Source organism: Pseudorhodoferax sp. Leaf265 (assembly GCF_001422365.1).
Classification (GTDB): Bacteria; Pseudomonadota; Gammaproteobacteria; order Burkholderiales; family Burkholderiaceae_C; genus Pseudorhodoferax.
Genome location: NZ_LMMT01000012.1, coordinates 1 through 20,757, shown reverse-complemented (window position 1 = coordinate 20,757; position 20,757 = coordinate 1). Strand labels below are relative to the sequence as shown.

19 protein-coding genes and 2 pseudogenes are annotated in these 20,757 nt (G+C 69.7%); 13 read left to right on the top strand and 8 right to left on the bottom strand.

Annotated features, from left to right (window positions below; all coding sequences use genetic code 11):
• Positions 1-3 precede the first annotated feature (3 nt).
• A complete protein-coding gene (locus ASF45_RS11915) occupies positions 4-468 on the bottom strand; it encodes a DUF3305 domain-containing protein (RefSeq protein ID WP_056662021.1) in 465 nt (154 codons plus the stop codon).
• A 224-nt stretch (positions 469-692) separates the two neighbouring features.
• Between ASF45_RS11915 and ASF45_RS11910 the strand changes: the two genes are divergently transcribed.
• The 8 genes from ASF45_RS11910 (at position 693) to ASF45_RS37080 (ending at position 8,728) form a co-directional block, all read left to right on the top strand.
• Positions 693-917, top strand: coding sequence for a hypothetical protein (locus tag ASF45_RS11910; RefSeq protein ID WP_056662018.1), 225 nt, complete (start codon positions 693-695; stop codon positions 915-917).
• Positions 918-936: 19 nt separating this feature from the next.
• Positions 937-3,912 (top strand): formate dehydrogenase subunit alpha, encoded by a 2,976-nt coding sequence (locus ASF45_RS11905; protein ID WP_056662015.1) that lies wholly within the window; start codon positions 937-939, stop codon positions 3,910-3,912.
• A 10-nt stretch (positions 3,913-3,922) separates the two neighbouring features.
• Positions 3,923-4,516, top strand: a complete 594-nt coding sequence (gene fdh3B, locus ASF45_RS11900) for a formate dehydrogenase FDH3 subunit beta (RefSeq protein WP_056662013.1) — start codon at positions 3,923-3,925, stop codon at positions 4,514-4,516.
• The gene (locus tag ASF45_RS11895; RefSeq protein WP_056662010.1) at positions 4,516-4,749 is read left to right on the top strand and encodes a hypothetical protein; all 234 of its coding nucleotides are present in this window, start codon (positions 4,516-4,518) and stop codon (positions 4,747-4,749) included. The genes fdh3B and ASF45_RS11895 overlap by 1 nt, the downstream gene beginning before the upstream one ends.
• 22 nt (positions 4,750-4,771) lie before the next feature.
• Complete coding sequence (locus ASF45_RS11890; protein WP_056662006.1) at positions 4,772-5,917, top strand: formate dehydrogenase subunit gamma; 1,146 nt, start codon at positions 4,772-4,774, stop codon at positions 5,915-5,917.
• Positions 5,918-5,936: 19 nt separating this feature from the next.
• A complete protein-coding gene (locus tag ASF45_RS11885; RefSeq protein ID WP_056662003.1) occupies positions 5,937-6,308 on the top strand; it encodes a hypothetical protein in 372 nt (123 codons plus the stop codon).
• 80 nt (positions 6,309-6,388) lie between these two features.
• Positions 6,389-7,213, top strand: a complete 825-nt coding sequence (locus tag ASF45_RS11880; protein WP_082550967.1) for a formate dehydrogenase accessory sulfurtransferase FdhD — start codon at positions 6,389-6,391, stop codon at positions 7,211-7,213.
• A gap of 36 nt (positions 7,214-7,249) precedes the next feature.
• On the top strand, positions 7,250-8,728 hold the full coding sequence (locus tag ASF45_RS37080) for an ABC transporter permease (RefSeq protein WP_056662001.1): 1,479 nt from the start codon (positions 7,250-7,252) through the stop codon (positions 8,726-8,728).
• Positions 8,729-8,734: 6 nt separating this feature from the next.
• Here the strand turns inward: ASF45_RS37080 and ASF45_RS11870 are convergent, their stop codons facing one another.
• Positions 8,735-9,412 carry a hemerythrin domain-containing protein gene (locus ASF45_RS11870; RefSeq protein ID WP_056661999.1) on the bottom strand — a complete coding sequence of 226 codons (678 nt, stop codon included), beginning with the start codon at positions 9,410-9,412 and terminating at the stop codon, positions 8,735-8,737.
• 188 nt (positions 9,413-9,600) lie between these two features.
• On the opposite strand from ASF45_RS11870, the gene ASF45_RS11865 reads away from it, so the two are divergent.
• Together ASF45_RS11865 and ASF45_RS11860 are read left to right on the top strand one after the other, a co-directional pair.
• Entirely contained in the window at positions 9,601-10,137 is a 537-nt protein-coding gene (locus ASF45_RS11865; RefSeq protein WP_056661996.1) for a c-type cytochrome, read from the top strand.
• Positions 10,138-10,195: 58 nt separating this feature from the next.
• The gene (locus ASF45_RS11860) at positions 10,196-12,814 is read left to right on the top strand and encodes a LuxR C-terminal-related transcriptional regulator (protein ID WP_082550966.1); all 2,619 of its coding nucleotides are present in this window, start codon (positions 10,196-10,198) and stop codon (positions 12,812-12,814) included.
• Between the two features lie 38 nt (positions 12,815-12,852).
• Here ASF45_RS11860 and ASF45_RS11855 read toward each other — a convergent pair whose 3' ends face one another.
• Positions 12,853-13,743, bottom strand: coding sequence for a LysR substrate-binding domain-containing protein (locus ASF45_RS11855; RefSeq protein ID WP_235580886.1), 891 nt, complete (start codon positions 13,741-13,743; stop codon positions 12,853-12,855).
• Positions 13,744-13,895: 152 nt separating this feature from the next.
• On the opposite strand from ASF45_RS11855, the gene ASF45_RS11850 reads away from it, so the two are divergent.
• From ASF45_RS11850 to ASF45_RS11840, 3 genes are all read left to right on the top strand, one after another.
• Positions 13,896-14,225 (top strand): nuclear transport factor 2 family protein, encoded by a 330-nt coding sequence (locus ASF45_RS11850; protein WP_056661988.1) that lies wholly within the window; start codon positions 13,896-13,898, stop codon positions 14,223-14,225.
• Positions 14,222-15,001, top strand: a complete 780-nt coding sequence (locus ASF45_RS11845) for an SDR family oxidoreductase (protein ID WP_056661985.1) — start codon at positions 14,222-14,224, stop codon at positions 14,999-15,001. Before ASF45_RS11850 ends, ASF45_RS11845 begins: the two co-directional genes overlap by 4 nt.
• Before the next feature lie 77 nt (positions 15,002-15,078).
• Positions 15,079-15,858 carry an alpha/beta fold hydrolase gene (locus ASF45_RS11840; protein WP_056661982.1) on the top strand — a complete coding sequence of 260 codons (780 nt, stop codon included), beginning with the start codon at positions 15,079-15,081 and terminating at the stop codon, positions 15,856-15,858.
• Positions 15,859-16,015: 157 nt separating this feature from the next.
• On the opposite strand, the gene ASF45_RS11835 is transcribed toward ASF45_RS11840, so the two are convergent.
• From ASF45_RS11835 to ASF45_RS35225, 5 genes and pseudogenes are all read right to left on the bottom strand, one after another.
• Complete coding sequence (locus ASF45_RS11835) at positions 16,016-16,537, bottom strand: cyclophilin-like fold protein (protein WP_056661978.1); 522 nt, start codon at positions 16,535-16,537, stop codon at positions 16,016-16,018.
• Positions 16,538-16,668: 131 nt separating this feature from the next.
• On the bottom strand, positions 16,669-17,652 hold the full coding sequence (locus tag ASF45_RS11830; RefSeq protein ID WP_056661974.1) for an AraC family transcriptional regulator: 984 nt from the start codon (positions 17,650-17,652) through the stop codon (positions 16,669-16,671).
• Between the two features lie 502 nt (positions 17,653-18,154).
• Positions 18,155-19,057 (bottom strand): annotated as a pseudogene (locus tag ASF45_RS11825) (IS3 family transposase); the annotation flags it as partial.
• A gap of 106 nt (positions 19,058-19,163) precedes the next feature.
• Complete coding sequence (locus tag ASF45_RS34455; RefSeq protein WP_082550965.1) at positions 19,164-20,324, bottom strand: IS30 family transposase; 1,161 nt, start codon at positions 20,322-20,324, stop codon at positions 19,164-19,166.
• A gap of 65 nt (positions 20,325-20,389) precedes the next feature.
• A pseudogene (locus ASF45_RS35225) lies at positions 20,390-20,638 on the bottom strand (transposase); the annotation flags it as partial.
• Positions 20,639-20,757 lie beyond the last annotated feature (119 nt).

The following is a 20,757-nucleotide window of genomic DNA, read 5'->3' as shown; positions in this document are numbered from 1 at the left end:
GGCTCAGCGCCGCTCCTGCGGCGCCACGAAGGACGCCGGGCGCTTGCGCCGCTTGGGCTCGGGCCGGTAGTGCGCGTCGACGAAGTCCTGCAGCGCGGCGCGCACGCCTTCGTCCAGCGGGCAGTTGTCCACGCGCTCCTGCGCGTCGAGCCAGCGGCCGGCCTCGTTGTAGGAAAGCGTCACGACCTCGGGCCAGGCCCGCGACGGGTCGGCATGGTCGGTGCGCCACATCACGAACCAGACCGGGGTGCCCGAACTCAGGTTGAGGTAGTAGCCCTCGGCCTCGTCGCGGTGCAGCGTGACTGGCAGGTCGGGAAAGAGCCACTGCGCGCAGCGGCCATCGTCGCGCAGCAGCCGCGGGGCGCTGCCGAAGCCGCCGTCATCGGGGACAACCTCGGCGATGCTGAAGCGCCAGTCCTCCCAGCGGCTGGGTTGCCGCAGGCGGTCGATGCGCACCGCAACGCGCATGCAAGGAGGAAGCTCGTTCGAGAACACCGTGGGAAAGACTCCGCGGCGCCGCAGCGCCGGTTGGCGGCCAGTGCCGTGCGGCCGATGCGCGGCAGTGTAGCCCTGGCCGTGCCGTCGCCGCGGATGGGGGCAATCCCCAGCATGCGGGAATAAGGGAGCGGCCTATGCTCCAAAGGTAATATGCGTCGCTGTCCCGGCCATCGCGCCGGAAAGAGGTTAGCCAGATGTCCAAGCCAAACCCTTCGCGCGAATTGCGCCAGCCTGCCCTGTCCCGTCGCACCGTGTTCGCGGGCGTCGGTGTCGCGGGCGTCGCCGCGGCGGCCGCCACCGTGCTGCCCGGCGCCGTGCGCAGTACGGCACCTGCCGCCCCAGCGGCACCGCAGCCTGCCGGCTCGGGCTACCAGCTCACGGACCACGTGAAGCGCTACTACCAGACCGCGCGGGTCTGAGCCGCAGGAGGAGCCCGCCATGTTGCTCACCCGCAAGTCTTCCACCACGCACCCGGTGCACCTGTCCTCGGGCCTGGTGGCCCAGCTCGCGCGCGGGCTGTCCCACGCGGTGCCCACCGTCGACCGCCGTGCCTTCCTGCGCCGCTCCGGCCTGGGCGTGGGCGCCGGCATCGCGGCCTCGCAGCTCACGCTGGTCAAGAAGGTCGAGGCGGCGGCCGACGCACCCGCCGTCGGCAAGGGCAAGGTCGAGGTCAAGCGCACGGTCTGCGGCCACTGCTCGGTGGGCTGCGCGGTGGACGCGGTGGTCGAGAACGGCGTGTGGGTGCGCCAGGAGCCCGTGTTCGACTCCCCAATCAACATGGGCGCGCACTGCGCCAAGGGCGCGGCACTGCGCGAGCACGGGCATGGCGAGTTCCGCCTGAAGTACCCGATGAAGCTCGTCAACGGCAAGTACGAGCGCATCGGCTGGGACCAGGCGCTGGGCGAGATCAGCGCCAAGATGCTGGAGCTCAAGAAGGCCAGCGGCCCCGATTCGATCTTCGTCGTCGGCTCCTCCAAGCACAACAACGAGCAGGCCTACCTGCTGCGCAAGTGGCTGTCGTTCTGGGGCAGCAACAACACCGACCACCAGGCGCGCATCTGCCACAGCACCACGGTGGCCGGCGTCGCGAACACCTGGGGGTATGGCGCGATGACCAACTCCTACAACGACATGCAGAACGCCAAGGCGGCGCTGTACATCGGCTCGAACGCCGCCGAGGCGCACCCGGTGTCCATGCTGCACCTGCTGCATGCCAAGGAGACGGGCTGCAAGGTGATCGTGGTAGACCCGCGCTTCACGCGCACGGCGGCCAAGGCCGACGAGTACGTGCGCATCCGCTCGGGCACCGACATCGCCTTCCTGTTCGGCGTGCTCTACCAGGTGTTCAAGAACGGCTGGGAGGACAAGAAGTACGTCGAGGACCGCGTCTACGGCCTGGACAAGGTGCGCGAAGAGGTCATGGCCAAATGGACGCCGGACAAGGTGCAGGAGGTCTGCGGCGTCGACGAGGCCACCACGCTCAAGGTCGCGCGGATCATGGCCGAGAACCGGCCCAGCACGCTGGTGTGGTGCATGGGCCAGACGCAGCACACCATCGGCAACGCCATGGTGCGTGCCTCGTGCATCCTGCAGCTGGCGCTGGGCAACATCGGCAAGTCCGGCGGCGGCGCCAACATCTTCCGCGGCCACGACAACGTGCAGGGCGCCACCGACGTCGGCCCCAACCCCGATTCGCTGCCCGGCTACTACGGCCTGGCCGAAGGCGCGTTCAAGCACTTCGCCGCCACCTGGGGCGTGGACTTCGAGTGGATCAAGCAGCAGTACGCGCCGGGCATGATGACCAAGCCCGGCATGACGGTGTCGCGCTGGATCGACGGCGTGCTCGAGAAGAACGAGCTGATCGACCAGGACAGCAATCTGCGCGGCCTGTTCTTCTGGGGCCACGCGCCGAACTCGCAGACACGCGGCCTGGAGATGAAGAAGGCGCTGGACAAGCTCGACCTGCTGGTCGTCGTCGACCCGTTCCCCAGTGCCACGGCCGCGATGGCGGCCATGCCCGGCCAGGCGGGCGACCTGAACCCGAACCGCGCCGTGTACCTGCTGCCGGCCACCACGCAGTTCGAGACCAGCGGCTCGTGCACGGCGTCCAACCGCTCGATCCAGTGGCGCGAGAAGGTCATCGAGCCGCTGTGGGAAAGCCGCAGCGACCACATGATCATGTACCAGCTGGCCGAGAAGCTGGGCTTTGCCAAGGAGCTGGTCAAGAACTACAAGATGCAGAAGGTCAAGGGCATGGACGAGCCCGTGCCCGAGGACATCCTGCGCGAGATCAACAAGTGCGTCTGGACCATCGGCTACACCGGGCAGAGCCCCGAGCGCCTGAAGGCCCACATGCGCAACATGAACGTCTTCGACGTGAAGACGCTGCGCGCCAAGGGCGGCATCGACAAGGAGACCGGCTACGCGCTGGACGGCGACTACTTCGGCCTGCCCTGGCCGTGCTGGGGCACGCCGGAAATGAAGCACCCCGGCACCGCCAACCTGTACGACACCAGCCTGCACGTGATGGACGGCGGCGGCAACTTCCGCGCGAACTTCGGCGTGGAACGCGAGGGCGTCTCGCTGCTCGCGGCCGACGGCTCCACCAGCAAGGGCGCAGACCTCACCACCGGCTACCCCGAGTTCGACCACCTGCTGCTCAAGAAGCTGGGCTGGTGGGGCGAGCTCAGCGAGGTCGAGCAGAAGGCGGCCGAGGGCAAGAACTGGAAGACTGATCCGACCGGCGCCATCATCCGCGTGGCCATGAAGAACCATGGCTGCCACCCCTTCGGCAACGCGAAGGCGCGCGCCGTGGTCTGGAACTTCCCCGACCCGATCCCGCAGCACCGCGAGCCGCTGTACAGCACGCGCGCCGACCTCGTCGCCAAGTACCCCACGCACGACGACAAGAAGGCCTTCTGGCGCCTGCCCACGCTGTACAAGACGGTGCAGGAGCAGAACAAGGACATCGGCAAGACCTTCCCGCTGGTCATGACCTCGGGCCGGCTCGTCGAGTACGAGGGCGGCGGCGAGGAAACCCGCTCCAACCCCTGGCTGGCCGAGCTGCAGCAGGAGATGTTCGTGGAGATCAACCCGCGCGCAGCCAACGACCGCGGCATCCGCAACGGGGACGAGGTCTGGGTCAAGACCCCGCCCATGGCGGCCCTGCCCGACTTCAAGGGCCTGAAGGTGCGGGCCCTGGTCACCGAGCGCGTGGACGCGGGCACCGTGTTCCTGCCCTTCCACTTCTCGGGCCGCTGGGGCGGCATGGACCTGGCCAAGTACTACCCCGAGGGCGCCATGCCCATCGTGCGCGGCGAGGCCATCAACACCGCCACCACCTATGGCTACGACAGCGTCACGATGATGCAGGAAACCAAGACCACCGTGTGCCAGATCGAGAAGGCCGCATAAGGAATCCACCATGGCACGCATGAAATTCATCTGCGACTCGGAGCGCTGCATCGAGTGCAACGGCTGCGTCACGGCCTGCAAGGCCGAGAACGATGTGCCCTGGGGCGTGAACCGGCGCCGCGTGGTCACCATGGGCGATGGCCAGCCCGGCGAGAAGAGCATCTCGGTGGCCTGCATGCATTGCAGCGACGCGCCCTGCATGGCGGTGTGCCCGGTGGACTGCTTCTACCGCACCGACGAGGGCGTGGTGCTGCACGACAAGGATGTGTGCATCGGCTGCGGCTACTGCAGCTACGCCTGCCCGTTCGGCGCGCCGCAGTTCCCGAGCAACGGCACCTTCGGCCTGCGCGGCAAGATGGACAAGTGCACCTTCTGCGCCGGTGGCCCGGAAGAGCACGGCAGCGCCGCCGAGCTCGAGAAGTACGGCCGCAACCGGCTGTCCGAAGGCAAGCTGCCGGCCTGCGCCGAGATGTGCTCGACCAAGGCCTTGCTGGGCGGCGACGGCGACGTGGTGGCCGACATCTTCCGCACCCGCGTGCTGCACCGCGGCAAGGGCAGCGAAGTCTGGGGCTGGGGCACGGCCTACGGAAAGCCGAGCAAGTGATGACGCGCACACCCCTGCTCTGTACCGCGCTGGCAGCCGCCGCGCTGCTGCTCGGCGGCTGCGGCGAGAAGCCCCAGCATGCCGGCACCAGCCATGGCAACAGCACGCCGGCATGGAATGGCCCGCAGACCGGCTTCAGCGCACCGGGCTGGAAGGTCGGCGACCAGGCCAGCTGGGACGAACAGATCAAGCAGCGCAACCGCGGCCAGAACGAGTATCTGCGGCTGCCCTGACCCCCATGCAAAGGCCCCGACCATGAACAAGGCGCTTTCCCGCTGGCTCGCGGTCACCCTGCTGGGCGCGGCGAGCGCCTGGGCCCAGGCCCCGGACCCGGCCACTCCACCCGCCGCCACGGCGTCGAACGGCCCGCCACCCGGCTTCGTGGCACCGGCCGAGCCCAAGGCCGACGACAGCAACGCTGCGCGCGCGAAATCCCAGCCCGGCAACAACGCGCCGTTCTGGCGTGGCGTGCGCAACTCGGGCGAGACCGCGGGCGTGACCCAGGTGCCCGGCCTGGAGACGGGCGTGCTGATCCAGCGCTTCGAACGCTACCCGGGCGTGGACTACGCCACGGCCGGTGAAGCCTGGCGGCAGGTGCGCAACCGCTTCATCATTCCCTACGGTGGCGCGCTGATGCTGATCGCACTGGTGGCCATCGCGCTGTTCTACTTCGGACGCGGCAGCATGGGGCATGCCAGCGCGGAAGGCGGCCGGCGCATCGAGCGCTTCACACCCTTCGAGCGCGCCGCGCACTGGCTCAACGCCATCGCCTTTGTGCTGCTGGGCGTCTCGGGCATCGTCATGGCCTTCGGCAAGTTCCTGCTGCTGCCTTGGATGGGGCACACGGTGTTCGGCCTCATCACCTACTGGCTCAAGACGCTGCACAACTTCGTCGGGCCGCTGTTCGCCGTCTCGCTGCTGGTGATCTTCTTCACCTTCGTGAAGGACAACCTGCCGCGCCGCGAGGACTGGACCTGGGTCAAGAAGGCGGGCGGCATGTTCTCGGGCCACGAGGTGCCTTCGCACCGCTTCAACGCCGGCGAGAAGGGCATCTTCTGGGGTGGCGTGTTCGTGCTGGGCCTGACCGTGGTGCTCTCCGGCCTGGTGCTGGACCACCTCGTGCCCAACCTGGCCTACACGCGCGGCACCATGCAGATCGCCCACATGTTCCACGCCACGGGCGCGGTGCTGATGCTGTGCGCCTTCTTCGGCCACATCTACCTGGGGACCCTGGGCATGCGCGGCGCCTATACGGCCATGCGCAAGGGTTACGTCAGCGAGGCCTGGGCCCAGGAACACCATGCGCTCTGGTACGAGGACATCCGGGCCGGCAAGATTCCCGCGCAGCGCTCGGGCGACCCGGCCGCCAGGGACACCCTGCCCCAGACCCGCCAGGCATGAGCTGCCCCCGGAGATTGCCATGAGACACACCGCCCTGCTGGTCCTCGCCCTCGCCGCCGGCGCTGCCTCGGCCAAACTGCCCCCGCTGTCGGACGAAGCCAAGGCCAAGGCGGCCGAGACCGCGGCACGCACGGCCTGGTCCGACAAGGTCGCGGCCTACCAGCTGTGCCAGGCCATGGACCGGGTGGCCGCCGGCTACCTCGCGCACGCGCGCGCCGAGGGCAAGGCCTTGCAGCCGACGCCCACGCCACCCTGCAGCGATCCGGGCGCCTTCAATTACGTGCCCCCCGAGCCCAAGCCGATCGAGGCCGCCGGTGCGCATTCGCCACCCCAGACGGCGGCCACGCCGCACAACACCACGCAACCCGCCGCCGCGGGGACCAAGCCCTGAACGCGCAGGACGGGGACGCGCCTGCCGCGCGCGGGTTCGAAGCCAGCGCCACGCACAGCCCGCTGCCCGGCGCCCCGCGCATGACGCAGGCGGGCGCGCCGCTGCTGCGCCGCATCGAGATCCTCGACCAGCACGGCGAGCGCCGCACCATCGAGATCCCGGCCGAACGGCCGCTGACGGTGTTCGTGGACAAGCGTGAACTCGTCACCCTGATGACGCTGGGCGCCCAGCCCGAGCTGCTGGTGCTGGGCTACCTGCTCAACCAGCGTCTCATCGCCGGGCTTGGCGACGTGCAGGCCATCAGCGTCGACTGGGAAGTCGATGCCGCGGCCGTGCGCACGCGCGCGGGGCTGGCCGACCTGGAGGCACGCACGGCGCACCGCATCGTCACCACGGGCTGCGGCCAGGGCACGGTGTTCGGCGAGGCCATGGGCGCCCTGGACGGTCTGCAACTGCCCGACGCACGGGCCGCGCGCATCACGCAGCGCCAGCTCTACGCACTGCTGGACAGCCTGAAGCAGCGCGACACCGTGCACCGCCGGGCCGGCTCGGTGCACGGCTGCGCGCTGTTCCAAGGGGGCCGCATGCTGGTCTTCGCCGAGGACGTGGGCCGCCACAACGCCATCGACACCATCGCCGGCTGGATGCTGGTGCACGGCGTGGGCGGGGCCGACAAGGTCTTCTTCACCACCGGCCGGCTGACCAGCGAGATGGTGATCAAGGCCGCGCAGATGGGCGTGCCCATCGTGGTCTCGCGCAACGGTGTGACGGCCATGGGCCACGACCTGGCCACGCGCCTGGGCATGTGCCTGTTCGGCCGCGCGGCCAACCGGCACTTCCTGTGCTACACGGGCCTTGCGCGCTTCGACGCCGAGCCGCAGGCGGCCGGCCCCGCCCCGGCCTGAGCGGCGGCGCGGCTGCGCCGACAATGCGGCCCCGCGATGCACACCCTCACCGACAGCTGGGCGCTGGCCTGGCAACTCGTCCTCAACGCCGACCCCGAACTGCTGGGCATCACGGCGCTCTCGCTGCGCATCAGCGGCATGGCCACGGCCGTGGGCGCGCTGGTCGGGTTGCTGCTGGGTGCCTGGCTCGCGGTGGCGCGGTTTCCCGGACAGGGGCTGCTGGTCTGGCTGCTCAACACGCTGCTGGCCTTGCCGGCGGTGGTGGTGGGCCTGCTGGTGTACCTGCTGCTCTCGCGCTCGGGGCCGCTGGGTGCGCTCGGCATCCTCTTCACGCCGACCGCCATGGTGGTGGCGCAGAGCGTGCTCGTCACGCCCTTGATCGCGGCCCTCACGCGCCGGCTCGTGCTGGCGGCGCTGGCCGAGGGTGGCGACCAACTGCGCGCAGGGGGCGCGCGGCCCTTCGCCGCGGCACTGCTGATGCTGGTGCACGACCGGCTGGGCGTGGCCACCGTGCTGCTGACGGCCTTCGCGCGCGCCATCGCCGAGGTCGGCGCCGTGATGATCGTGGGCGGCAACATCGCCGGCGTCACGCGCGTGATGACCACCACCATCGCGCTGGAGACGAGCAAGGGCGATCTGGGGCTGGCGCTGGCGCTGGGCTGCGTGCTGCTGGCCGTGGTGGGCGCCGTCAACGGCGCCATCGGCCTGCTGCACTGGCTGGGCAGCCGGGTGCCGCCGGACCCGGCGCAGCAGCCCGCGCCGCCCTTGGCCGCGCACCGGCGGGCGGCACCCGCAGCGCCGGCGGCGCCGATCATCGTGGCCGAGAAGCTCTCGGTCCGGTTCGGCACCGTCGTGGCACTGGATGAGATCTCGCTCACGCTGCAGCGCGGCGACCACCTTGTACTGGTCGGAGCCAACGGCTCGGGCAAGACCACCTTGCTGCAAGCCCTGCACGGCCTGCTGCCCTGCGAGGGCCGCTGCACGCGCCTGGCGCTGCAGCCCGAGGGGCGCCTGCCACGCGCCGCCATGGTGTTCCAGCGGCCGTTCCTGCTGCGCCTTTCGGTCTGGCGCAATGTCTGGGTCGGCCTGTGGCTGGCGGGTGTGCCCGCGGCCGAACGCCAGGCGCGCTGCCAGGCGGCACTCGCGCGCGTGGGCCTGCTCGCGCAGGCCCACCGGCCGGCACGGACGCTGTCGGGCGGCCAGCAGCAACGCCTGGGGCTCGCGCGGGCCTGGAGCCTGCAGCCCGACATCCTGTTCCTGGACGAGCCCACCGCCAGCCTGGACCCGGGCGCGCAGCGCGAGATCGAGGCCCTGGTGCAGGCCCTCGCCGCCGACGGCGTCACGCTCGTGATGAGCACCCACCACCTGGGCCAGGCCCGCCGCCTGGCCACGCGCGTGGCCTACCTGCAGGGCGGGCGGCTGGTCGTCGAGCGCGGCGTGGCGCAGTTCTTCGACGGCGAACCGCTGCCGCCGCCGGCGGCGCAGTTCCTGCTGGGCGAGCTGGGCTGGCGCTGAAGCGGCTCAGGCCGCGAGGGCTTCGGGCATGGACACCGGCGCCAGCGCCCGGCACAGCTTGGCCCAGTCCTGGTCGTCCAACAGCGCACGGGCCTGCGCCAGCACGGGCGGCCGGGCCTCGGGCGGCAGGCCGCCGACCAGCTGCGCGCGCTCTGCAGGACTGAACGCACGCAGCATCCAGTGCAGCCACTGGCCCATCTCCTGTGGCCCGATGCTGGCGAGGATCCGGCCCTCGATGGCGGCCAACTCGGCATCGCTGTAGGCGGCCCACAGGGCCTGGTTGTGGCGCGTCTCCTCCACGTCCATGTGCTCGAAGTTCTCGGCGACGAAGGCCGCCAGCTGGCGGTACAGGCGGTGGGCCGCCGCCGGCTCGGGCGCGGCGCGCAGGGCAGCGGCCTGGGCACGCAGCGCGGCGATCGCGTCCAGGTGCTCGCGGTGCTCGGCCGCGATGCGGCCGCTGGCGCCGCTGCTGCGGGCCTCGATGGCCGGGTGGATGAAGTCGGTCTCGTGCTGCAGGTGGGCGCTGGCGCCATCGAGCAGCGCGTCGAGCCGGGCCAGGCCAGCGGCCAGGTCCTGGGCGTCGTCCAGGTCCATCCGGCCCAGGCCTTGCAGCGTGTCGGTCATGAACAGGCGCAAGGCCTTGTGGATGGGAGCGTAGATGTTGTAGCGGGCGGGGGTGTGCATGGTGTGGCGAAGCCGTGGTGGAGGAGGCGCCAGTGTTGCGGCGGGCGGCGGCGCCGGCATCGCCCCGACGGGCCATCCCCCGGGCCATCGGCATGGCTCCTTGCGGGCCGTGGCCGTGGCCCGTTCGGCCGATGGCCGCGGCACGCGCGGCCGGCACAGTGGCACGCCCACCCACCGGAGTCCCGACGATGCAAGCCTTGTTCTTCCTGCTGCCCTTGTGCGCCGCGCTGACCGCGCAGGCGGCCGGCCCCGCACCCCGCGACCGCATCGAACGCGGGCGCTACCTCGTGAACACCAGCGGCTGTGCGGACTGCCACACGCCGCTGAAGGTGGGGCCGCGCGGCCCCGTGCCCGACACCGCGCGCAGCTTCGCCGGGCATCCCGAAGGACTGGCCCTGCCACCCGCACCGGCGCTGCCGCCAGGGCCCTGGCAGGTCGTGGCCTCTGCCACGAACACGGCCTGGTCCGGCCCCTGGGGCACCAGCTTCACGGCCAACCTGACGCCCGACCCCGACACCGGCCTGGGCCGCTGGACCGTGCAGGACTTCGTGCAGACCCTGCGCACGGGCCGCCACCTGGGCCGTGGCCGGCCCGTGCTGCCGCCCATGCCCGCCGCCTACGGCCAGATGCGCGATACCGACCTGCAGGCCATGTTGGCCTACCTGCAGTCGCTGCCCCCCGTGCGCAACCGCGTGCCCGTACCACTGCCGCCCCCGGCGCGCTGAGCGCGGGCCGCGCGCGGGGCCGGGCCTTCCTAGAATCGGCCGGCCCACCGCCCCGCGCATGGACCTCCGAACACCTACCGCCCCGGCCAGCAAGTACCGCATCCCGCGACCGCGGCGCGATGCCGTGCCGCGCCCGGCGCTGCTGGCGCGCGCGCTCGAGCGTGCCGCCGACGCCAGGCTGGTGCTGGTCCAGGCACCGGCCGGTTTCGGCAAGACCACGCTGCTCGTGCAACTGGCCGCCGCGCTGGCCGCCACGCCCGGCGCCGAGGTGGTCTGGGTCTCCCTCGATGCCGAGGACAACGACGCCAACCGCCTGTTCGCCGCGCTGTTCGGCGCGCTCGCGGCCCTGGACCTGCCCTGGCCCGTGCCACCGGCCACGGTGCTGGCCCAGTTGCAGGACGCCAGCCCGGCCGCGCGCACCGCGCTGGGCGCCCTGCTCGATGCGCTGGGCGGCCGGCCGCAGGCCCGCATCGCCCTCGTGCTGGACGACCTGCACCACGTCAGCGATGCGGCCGCGCTGCAGCTGCTGGACACCTTGATCGCCCGCGCACCGCCCGAGCTGTGCCTGTTCATCGGCAGCCGCATCGCGCCGCCCCTGTCGCTCGCGCGTTGGCGCGCCGGCGGCGAACTCGTGGAACTCGGCTTGGCGGACCTGCAGTTCGACCTGGATGCCGCCCAGGCGCTGTGCCGGCTGCGCGGCCTGCAAGCCCCTTCCGACGACGCGCTGCAGGCCGTGCTGGTGCGCACCCACGGCTGGGTCGCCGGCCCGCACCTGGTGCTGGGCAGCGCGCGCCAGGGTAGCGGCATGCCCGCGCTGGTGGGCCCAGCAGCCAACCGCCATCTGTTCGACTACTTCGCGCAGGAGGTGTTGGCCGCGCTGCCCCCGCCCTTGCAGCAGTTCCTGCTCCACGGCAGCGTGCTGCCCGAGCTGAGCCCGGCACTGTGCCAGGCCGTCACGGGCCGCGGCGATGCCCGCGCCGTGCTGGACGATCTGTTCGACCGCCAGCTGTTCCTGAGCGCGCTGGACGAGACCGTGCCGGTGCTGCGCCTGCACGACCTGTTCCGCGATTTCCTGCGCGGCGAGCTCGACCGCCGCGCCCCCGGCCTGGCCGCCGAACTGCACGCCCGCGCCGCTGCCGCAGAGACCCGGGCCGAACGGGCCGTGCCGCACTGGCTGGCCGCCGGCCGCTGGCCCGAGGCCCTGGCCGCGCTGCGCCAGATGGCCGAAGGGCTGCTGGCCGTGGGCGGCACCCACCGCCTCGAACGCTGGCTGGAGCAACTGCCGCCGGACTGGCGCGAGACGCAACCCGATGCCGCCTTGCTGCGCGGCCTGTGCGCCTGGTCGCGCTGGGACTGGGTGCTGGCGCGCGACGAGTTCCAGCGCAGCCACGACGACTTCGCGCGGCAGGGCCGGCCGCGCGAGCGCTGCGTGGCGCTGGGCATGCTGGGCGCCTGCCACAACGCGCTGGGCGACCTGGAGCGGGCGGGCCAGGTGCTGGCCACGGCGGCCGATGCGCCGCTGCCCGCGGCGCTGCAGGTGGCCTTCGACTCGCTGGCGGCCTGGCACGGCGTGGCGCGCGGCGACGGCGCAGCCGTGGTGGCCGGCCTGGCCGCGATGGCGGACAACGCGGCGCTGGCGCCGGCGGCGCGCTACCCCAACATCGTGGACATGAGCTATGGCCACTTCATCGGCCTGCCCGGTACGCGGCCGCTCATGGAGCGGCTGCGCCGGCTCTGCCACGACGAAGTCCAGGTGCCGGCGCTGGACGCCTGGCTGGCCTTCTGGCATGGCGACCCCGCCGCGGCCCGGGCAGCGCTCGAGGCCCTGCTGCAACTGCAGCGCCAGCTGCCCGGCGACGTGATGCTGGGCATCAGTGCGCTGCACCTGCACAGCCTGCAACTCGCCGCGCAAGGCCAGGCCGCGCAAGCCCTGGCCGTGATCGCGCCCGTGGGCGACCGCATGACCCCGGGTTTCAGCCAGGGCTGGCGGCGCACCTATGTCCACGTGCAGGCCCGCATCCATTGGCGCGCCGAGGATGCCGACGGCCTGGCCGCGCTGCTGCCGGTGCTGGCCCATCCGCGCTCGCCACGCGAATGGCCGGTGCTGGACACCGGCGCCGCACTGGTGCAGGGCCAGCATGCGCTGCTGCGCGGCGACCTGCCGGCGGCCAGCGCGCTGCTGGAGCAGGCCGTGGTCCTGCAGCGCGGCGGGCGGCTGCCGGCCTTCATGGGCGACGCGCGTTGCGCATTGGCCATGTGCCGCGCCGCCCAGGGCGCGCTGGATGCCGCCGCCGCGGCGCTGGACGCGGTGTTGGCCGAGGCCGCCGACGACGCAGGCCTGGGCCTGCTGCTGGAGCCGCCCGGCCGCCTGCAGGCGCTGTGGCAGGCCGTGGGCCCGCGCCTGCGCTGTCCGGCCGGCGCGCAGGCCGCACTGCGCCGCCGCCTCGCGGCCTGGCAGGCGCAGCATGCGCCCGGCGCCACGGTGCCGCCGGACGACCCCTTGTCGGCACGCGAGCGCGAGGTGCTGGCCCTGCTGGCCGAGGGCCAGAGCAACAAGCTCATCGCCCGCGCGCTGGACCTGAGCCAGCACACCGTCAAGCGCCACGTGGCCAACATCCTGACCAAGCTGGCGCTGGACAGCCGCACGCAGGCGGCGGCTTACTGGCACCGGCGATGAACTGCGGCAGGCGGCGGCCCCGCCGCCCACAGCCGTGTTCACCTGTTGTCTTCAGCGAACGCGCGTGCGCTTTGCACGAACGCACGAAACGCGGCGGGCGGGTTCTTCCGGCCGGGGTAGTAGAGCGACAGCGGCGCCAAAGGAGGCGTCCAGTCCTCCAGAACCCGCACCAGTCGGCCAGTCGCAAGATCCTCGCGCACATCCGCTTCCATGACATAGCCGAGCCCGACGCCGCTTTGCGCGGCGATCCGGACCAGGCTGGGCTCATCGAGCGTGAGGGCGCCTTGCACATCGACCTGGACCGCCTCTGCGTCCTTCTCGAACCTCCAGCGCAACAAGGCGTGGTTCGGCAGCCGCGCCCGGATGCAAGGGAAGCGGTGCAGGTCCGTCGGCACGATCGGCCTGCCGTGCATGCGCAGGAATTCGGGCGATGCGACGACGGCATTGCTGCGCGGCAGGCCGAGCGAGAGGGACACCATGTCGCTGGGCACGAGATCGGCCGGCCTCAAACCCATGTCGAACCCTGCCGCGACGATGTCCACCAGGCGCCCCTCCGTGACCAGGTCGACATGCACCTGGGGGTGGCGGCGCAGAAACGTGAGGATGAGGGGCGCCATCACCTCGCGCGCCGCCGAGGCGAACGCATTGATGCGCAAGGTGCCACTCGGCGTCTCCTGGAGCGACTGCGCCGCGAGCATGGCGTCGTGGATGTCGGTCATCGCCGGGCCGACCCGCTCGACGAAGGCCTTGCCCGCGTCGGTGAGCGAAACGCTGCGCGTGGTCCGGTTGAACAGGCGAATGCCCAGGCGCTGCTCGAGCTTGCCGATGGCGTTGCTCAAGGCCGTCGTCGACATGCCCAGCTCCAGCGCCGCGCCCCGGAAGGAGTTGCGCCGCGCAACCGCCAACACAGCATCCAGATCGGCCAGCACAGAGCGCGTCATTGTCCCGATTTTCGAAATAGCTCATCCTATTTTGTCCAGATTGTTGCGGCAATCCTTCGGTCCTAAATTCCTCCCGTCGGCTCTGCCAAGGGGCCTGCCAGCCGCCAAAGGCTGTTCTGTTCAACCCACTGGAGCACTGAATGACTGTCAACTTGCCGCACAGCATCGCCGCCTATTTCGACGCCGACCGCCACGGCGGCCCGGATGCGGTTGCCGCCGCCTTCACCCCCGACGGCGTGGCGAAAGACGAAGGGAAGACCCATCGGGGCCGGGACGCCATCCGCGCGTGGAAGGCAGGCACCACGCAGAAGTACACCTACACGATGGAGCCGTTCTCCGTCGCCACCGACGAGGAGCACACCCACGTCACCTGCCACGTCGTGGGCGACTTTCCTGGCAGCCCGGTCGACCTGCGGTTCTCTTTCCTCCTCGCGAACGACAAGATCGCCCAGATGGAGGTGACGGCATGACCCCGTTCGTCACACTGCAGGGACGCCGGGCGCTGATCACGGGAGGCACGCTGGGTGCCGGTGCCGCCACCGTGGCGCTCTTCCGCGAACTCGGGGCACGCGTGTTCACCACCGCGCGCCACCGGCCCGCGGACATGACCGAAGACGGCTTCGTCGAGGCGGACCTGACCACGCAAAGCGGCGTTCAAACCGTGGTCGACGCCGTGCACCAGAAGCTCGGCGGGCTCGACATCCTCGTGAACGTTCTGGGCGGCTCTTCCGCCCCGTCGGGCGGCTTCGCCGCGCTCGACGACGCAGAGTGGGACAAGGAGTTCGGCCTGAATCTGTTCCCGGCGGTCAGGCTGGACCGCGCCCTGATCCCGGGCATGGTCGCCCAGGGCCGCGGCGTCGTCATCCACGTGACCTCGATCCAGAACCGTCTGCCGCTTCCCGAGGCCACGACGGCCTACGCGGCGGCGAAGGCGGCGCTGAACACCTACAGCAAGAGCATCTCCAAGGAGGTCTCGCCCAAGGGCGTGCGCGTGGTGCGCGTGTCGCCGGGCTGGATCGCCAGTCCGAACGCCAACGGCCTGGCCATGCGCATCGCCGAGGAAGCCGGCATCGGCTACGACGACGCCGTGCAGGTGATCATGAAGTCGCTCGGCGGCATCCCGCTGGGGCGACCGGCCGACCCGAAGGAGGTGGCCGATCTGATCGCCTTCCTCGCCTCGGACCGGGCATCGTCCATCACCGGCACCGAGCACGTGATCGACGGTGGCACCGTGCCGACGGCGTGACGTCGCGCCGCGCCCCCCATTCCCGCCTTGTCCCTCAACGCCGGCCTCCGCCGGCGTCCGCCCCCAGGGAGTTCGTCATGAAATCGTTGTTCAAACTGTCCGTCCTCGTCGCCGCACTGGGCGTCACCACCCTTGGCGTGATGCCTGCGGCCCAGGCCGCGGCAGCTGCCGAGCCGCCGACCGTGGTCTTCGTTCACGGCGCCTTCGCCGATGGATCGGCCTGGGACGAGATCATCCCCTCGCTGCACGCGCGGGGCCTCGAGGTCGTGTCCGTGCAGAACCCGCTGAGCTCGCTTGCCGACGACGTCGCCGCCACGCGGCGCGCGCTGGACGCAGGGACCGGCCCCGTGGTGCTCGTGGGCCATTCGTGGGGCGGTGTGGTCATCACGGAAGTGGGCAACCATCCGCGCGTGCAGTCGCTGGTGTATGTGGCCTCGTTCGCGCCGTCCGTCGGCCAGTCGATCAATGACCTCGCCAAGGACTATCCCAAGCCGAGCGGATTCGACCATCTGATCGTCGACAGGGAAGGCTTCGTGACCATGTCGCTGGAGGGCATCTCCCAGCACTTCGCCCAGGACGTCCCCGCCGCAAAGCACCGACTGATGACCGCAACCCAGGGGCCGATCCGCGGCGCCGCTTTCGACGAGAAGGTCAGCGTGGCCGCGTGGGCGACCAAGCCATCCTGGTTCATCGTTGCAGAGCAGGACCGCATGGTCCAGCCGGCACTGCAACTGGACAACGCGAAGAGGATCTCTGCCACGACCATCCGCGTGCCTGCGGGCCATGTGCCGCAACTGTCCAAACCCAAGGAAGTGACCCAGGCGATCCTGGACGCGGCGCAGTTCGGCCAGAAGTGAGCCTTGCCTGTCGCCCAGCTGACCTTGCGCCCGGAAAACGCGCCTTCTGCTGATCGCTTCAACGCAGGCCAGGAGGACGGAGACCCATGGGGCGCAGCCGGCTGCCTGATCCGCCCCCACCCCGTTCCAGCTGGGATCAGCGGATGACCCGATGTCGTCAAAACCTCGGCCTGGAGCCGTGTCCTCCAAGCGGCTCGACCGCCAGTCCGGCGCTGCATCCCGACTGTCCTGCGTCGTCCAGAGGGGTCGCGCGGATGCTGGAACCTGCGGGCACCGTTGCGCCGGCTGCTGCGCTGTGTGCGTGTCGCCCTTCGCGGCCGGCCAGCGTGACGCGCACATCGACAGGGCCGCTGCGGACGAAGGCTTGCGCCAAGGCTTCGGGGCCCTGGTCGATGCGGCCAAGGCGGTGGAAGCGCCCGGTCAGCGGGCGGACCGGCGTCCGGTACAGCACACCGAGGTCGGGCCCGGTGGACCAGGCGAACAACGTGCCGGCTTCGCACATGCGCGATTGCAGTTCGGCGACCCCCAGCGTCTGGGGCAGCGCGCCGAATCTCTCGCGCCCGAACAGGTCGTACAAGGTGATGGACAAGGGCAGCATCGCGACCAGCGCGTGGGCAGCCTCCGTGTCGGCCAGGGTCGCGGTGAGGACGCGGCCATCGCACTCCAGATGGATCTTCATGCTGAACCTCCGAGAAGGACCAGGCCCTGTCGCGGGCCGAACGTCGCCGGTGCCGCCCAGCAAGGGCGTCACACAGGCGGTACCGAGAAAAGCGCGGCGCCCGCGCGCGGGACGTGGCGCCGAATCGGCCCTTAGCGGCCGGGGTCTGGCAGCATCCCGGGCTGCTCCACCTGCATTTCGCGCAGGCGCTTGATGTCGCGCAGGGGCGGCATGCCGAAGAAGCGGCTGTATTCGCGGTTGAACTGCGACTGGCTCTCGTAGCCGACGCGGTGTCCGGCGGTCGCTGCATCCAGCCGCTCCACCATCATGATGCGGCGCGATTCCTGCAACCTCAGCTGCTTCTGGAACTGCAGCGGGCTCATGGATGTGACGGCCTTGAAGTGGTGGTGCAAGGACGACACGCTCATGTGCACCGATGCCGCCAGGTCTTCCATGCGCAGCGGCTCGCGAAAGCGCTGCGTGAGCAGGCCGATGGCGTGGGTGACGCGCTGGCTGTAGCCGTCTTTCACAGCCATCTGGGTCAGCTTCCAGCCATCGGGCGACTTCAGCAAGCGGTACAGGATCTCGCGCGAGATCAGGGGCGCCAGTGCAGGCACGTCCTCGGGGGAGTCCAGCAGCTTCATCAGGCGCAACACCGGCTCCAGCAGCGTGGCCGACAGTGCGCCCGTGAAAATGCCGCGCTGCGGGGTGCCCCTGGGGCCGGCGTTGGCCAGGCCGAACTCGAGCGCCACATCGGCGATCTCCTTGACGCCGAAGCTCAGCCTGAGGCCCAGGTAAGGGGCTTCGGGCGACGCGTCGATCACCTGGCTGGACACCGGCAGGTTCTGCGACGCCACCAGGTACTGGTTGTTGTCGTAGATGTACGTCTCCGCGCCCAGCAACACCCGCTTGCTGCCTTGCGCCAGGATGCAGAAGGATGGCTCGCAGATCGAATGCGCGGGGTGATGGACCTGCGTGGTGCGTGCGAAGCTGAGGTGCCCATAGGCAGATGCGTGCGCGCCGTCTTTGCCGGTGTGGCGCTCGATCAGCGCGGCCAGTTCGGCGCGCATCACCGTCACCTGCATCTGGTCGATGGGGGCTTGCGTGCCTGGTGTCGGCTTGGCGAAAGTGAGCATGGCGCAAGCTTATGGGACGCCGCAGGCTTTGTCTTGGCTGGGCCGCGCGTTGCCCAGGATTGGGCAAAGATCGTCAAGGATCCAGCAAGCTTGCCAGCGGCGTCAGCGGCGGGACCTGGGCGAGCGTCACCTGAGGTGGACCGGGGTTGAACCTTGGCCGCTGAGCGATCGGCCGCCGCGAGCCGGCTTGCAGGCTCAGCGGTGTCGGAGTTCGGACGGTCTCGCGAGGCTCCAACCCACCAGGGAGCTGCTTGCCGGTGAAGACCGGCTTGCTGGTCTTGGGCTGGCGGGGGACTGAATCGACCCGGATTTCCTAGACACCTTCAAGCCGTTGGGAATGGCGTCGTTCGAACTCCACCGGCGAAGTGTCGCCGGCCGTGCCGTGGCGACGCTTNGGAGTTCGGACGGTCTCGCGAGGCTCCAACCCACCAGGGAGCTGCTTGCCGGTGAAGACCGGCTTGCTGGTCTTGGGCTGGCGGGGGGCTGAATCGACCCGGATTTCCTAGACACCTTCAAGCCGTTGGGAATGGCGTCGTTCGAACTCCACCGGCGAAGTGTCGCCGGCCGTGCCGTGGCGACGCTTGGGGTTATAGAACATCTCGATGTAGTTAAAGATGTCGGCACGTGCGTCGCTGCGCGTGGCATAGATCTGCCGGCGCACACGCTCGCGCTTGAGCAGTTGGAAGAAGCTCTCTGCCACGGCGTTGTCGTGGCAGTTGCCCCGCCGGCTCATGCTGCTGATCAGGTTGTGCTCGCGCAAGAACGTCTGCCACTCATGGCCGGTGAATTGGCAGCCCTGATCGGAGTGCACCGTGACGGTGTCTACAGGCCTGCGGCGCCAAAGCGCCATCATTAGCGCGTCCAGRACCAAGCTGGTGTCGATGCGGCTACCCATGGACCAGCCCACGACCTGACGTGAGAACAGATCGACCACGACCGCCAGGTACAGCCAGCCCTCGTGCGTGCGGATGTAGGTGATGTCGGTCACCCAGGATCGATTGGGCTGAGCTACCGTGAACTCACGTTGCAGGTGGTTGGGCGCAACCACCGCAGGCTTGCCTGCACGCACGCCAGGGCGACGGCGGTAACCTGTCTGCGAGCGCAGCCCTTGGAGCTTGAGCAGCCGCGCCACGCGGTGCTTGCCGCAGCGCTCGCCTAGGTCGCGCATGTCCAGCGTCAGTTTGCGGTACCCATACACGCCGCCGCTCTCCAGCCACGCTTGCTTGAGCAGGCCGGTCAGACGTTGGTCGTCCTTGGCCCTGGCACTTTGTGACTCGGCCTTCCAGGCGTAGTAGCCACTGGGGTGCACCTGCATGACCCGGCACATGCGCCGAACGCTGTGCTGTGTCTCGTGTGCCTTCACGAACGCGTACCTCACCCGGACTGCTTGGCAAAGTACGCGGCGGTGGATTCAATCGGTCGCTGCAACGGCCTGGCGGAGTCTACTGGCGGGCGTTTCGTATCCCAGCGTCTTACGCGGCCGAGTGTTCAGGCGAGTCGCNGCGGTGGATTCAATCGGTCGCTGCAACGGCCTGGCGGAGTCTACTGGCGGGCGTTTCGTATCCCAGCGTCTTACGCGGCCGAGTGTTCAGGCGAGTCGCGATCTGATCGAGATCGTCCTGGCTACAGGTTGACAGATCCATTCCCTTCGGTAGGTACTGCCGAATCAAGCCGTTGGTGTTCTCGTTGGTCCCTCGTTGCCACGGGCTGCGCGGATCGCAGAAGAACACATCGACATCGGTCGCCATGGAGAACACTTTATGCTGGGCCAGCTCCATGCCGCGATCCCAGGTCAGGGTCTTCATCAGGCCGTCAGGCAAGCGGTCGACTTCACGGGAGAGAGCTCGTACGACACTGCCCGAGTCCTTGCCGTCAACTTGGACCAGCAGGGCGAAGCGCGAGTGCCGCTCCACCAACGTTGCGATGTGGCTGTTCTTTGCTCCGCTAACCAGGTCTCCTTCCCAATGGCCCGAAACCGCGCGGTCTTCGATCTGCGCAGGGCGCTCTCGAATAGAAGCGGCATCTGTGATCTGGCCTCGAGGCGCCTCTTTGCCCAGTCCAGCGCGAGCGCGGCGCATGGACCGGCGGGTTCGCAAATGCGCCATCAGCTCCTTCTTCAGAACGCCGCGGGCCTGCACAAAAAGGCTTCGGTAGATCGTCTCGTGCGACACCTGCATAGCGGCAGTATGCGGGTGTTCTCGCCGCAGCCAACCAGCGATTTGCTGCGGCGACCACTGCTCGGCCAGCTTGCTGGCAACCAACTGCGCCAGTTCAGGGTTGAGCGCCAGTACGCAGGGTTTGGGGCGTCGCGCTTGGTCCCATGCGCGCTCGTCAGCCTTTGCCGCACGGTAGCAAGTGCCTCCACCATTGCGGGCAACTTCCCTGGACACGGTCGAGGGCGCTCGGCCGAGTTGCTTTGCGATCTGCCTGCCTGACAGCCCTGCCGCCAAGCCGCGCGAGATCGACTCGCGCTCGTCCGCTGTCAAAGCCGTCGAAGCTCGCTTGCGCTCTGCGCAATAGATGCCTCCGCTAAGCGCAAGCACGCCGTGAATCGAACCAGGGTTCTTGCACAGCGCACGACCTATGTCGCTGATCGACTCGCCAACTCTCCACCTCTCCCACAGCTCGCGCCTCTGCGCACTCGACAACCCGGGACGCCCCAACCTCGCCATAGATTCAAACCTCGCTGCAGCCTTGTACCAAAGGTGTTGCAGCGACCGGTTGAAGCCAGGGCGGCCTTTTTTAGGATGTCGCGCTCCTCTGTCACGCGCCGCAGCTCGGCCTTCAGACGTCGTAGTTCTTCCGTCTGCGAAAGCTGCGCCTGCCGTTCGGCCGCCGGCGCTGAGTACGCCTTGATCCACTTGTATAGGCTGTGTTGGCTCACGCCGATCCGGGCGGAAACATCGGCCACCCGATGGCGGCGCTCCGTGATCTGCTTGACCGCTTCGATCTTGAATTCTTCAGGGTAGGGTTGCTTGTTCGTCATGGCACCTCCTATTGGGCCTCAGGTTTGAGGCTCGAAGGTGTCTACTGAACCCGGGTCGATTCACCCGCTGTCGGTGGAATGGGAGCAAAGTTGGAGCCACATCGAGTAGTTGCGCTGGG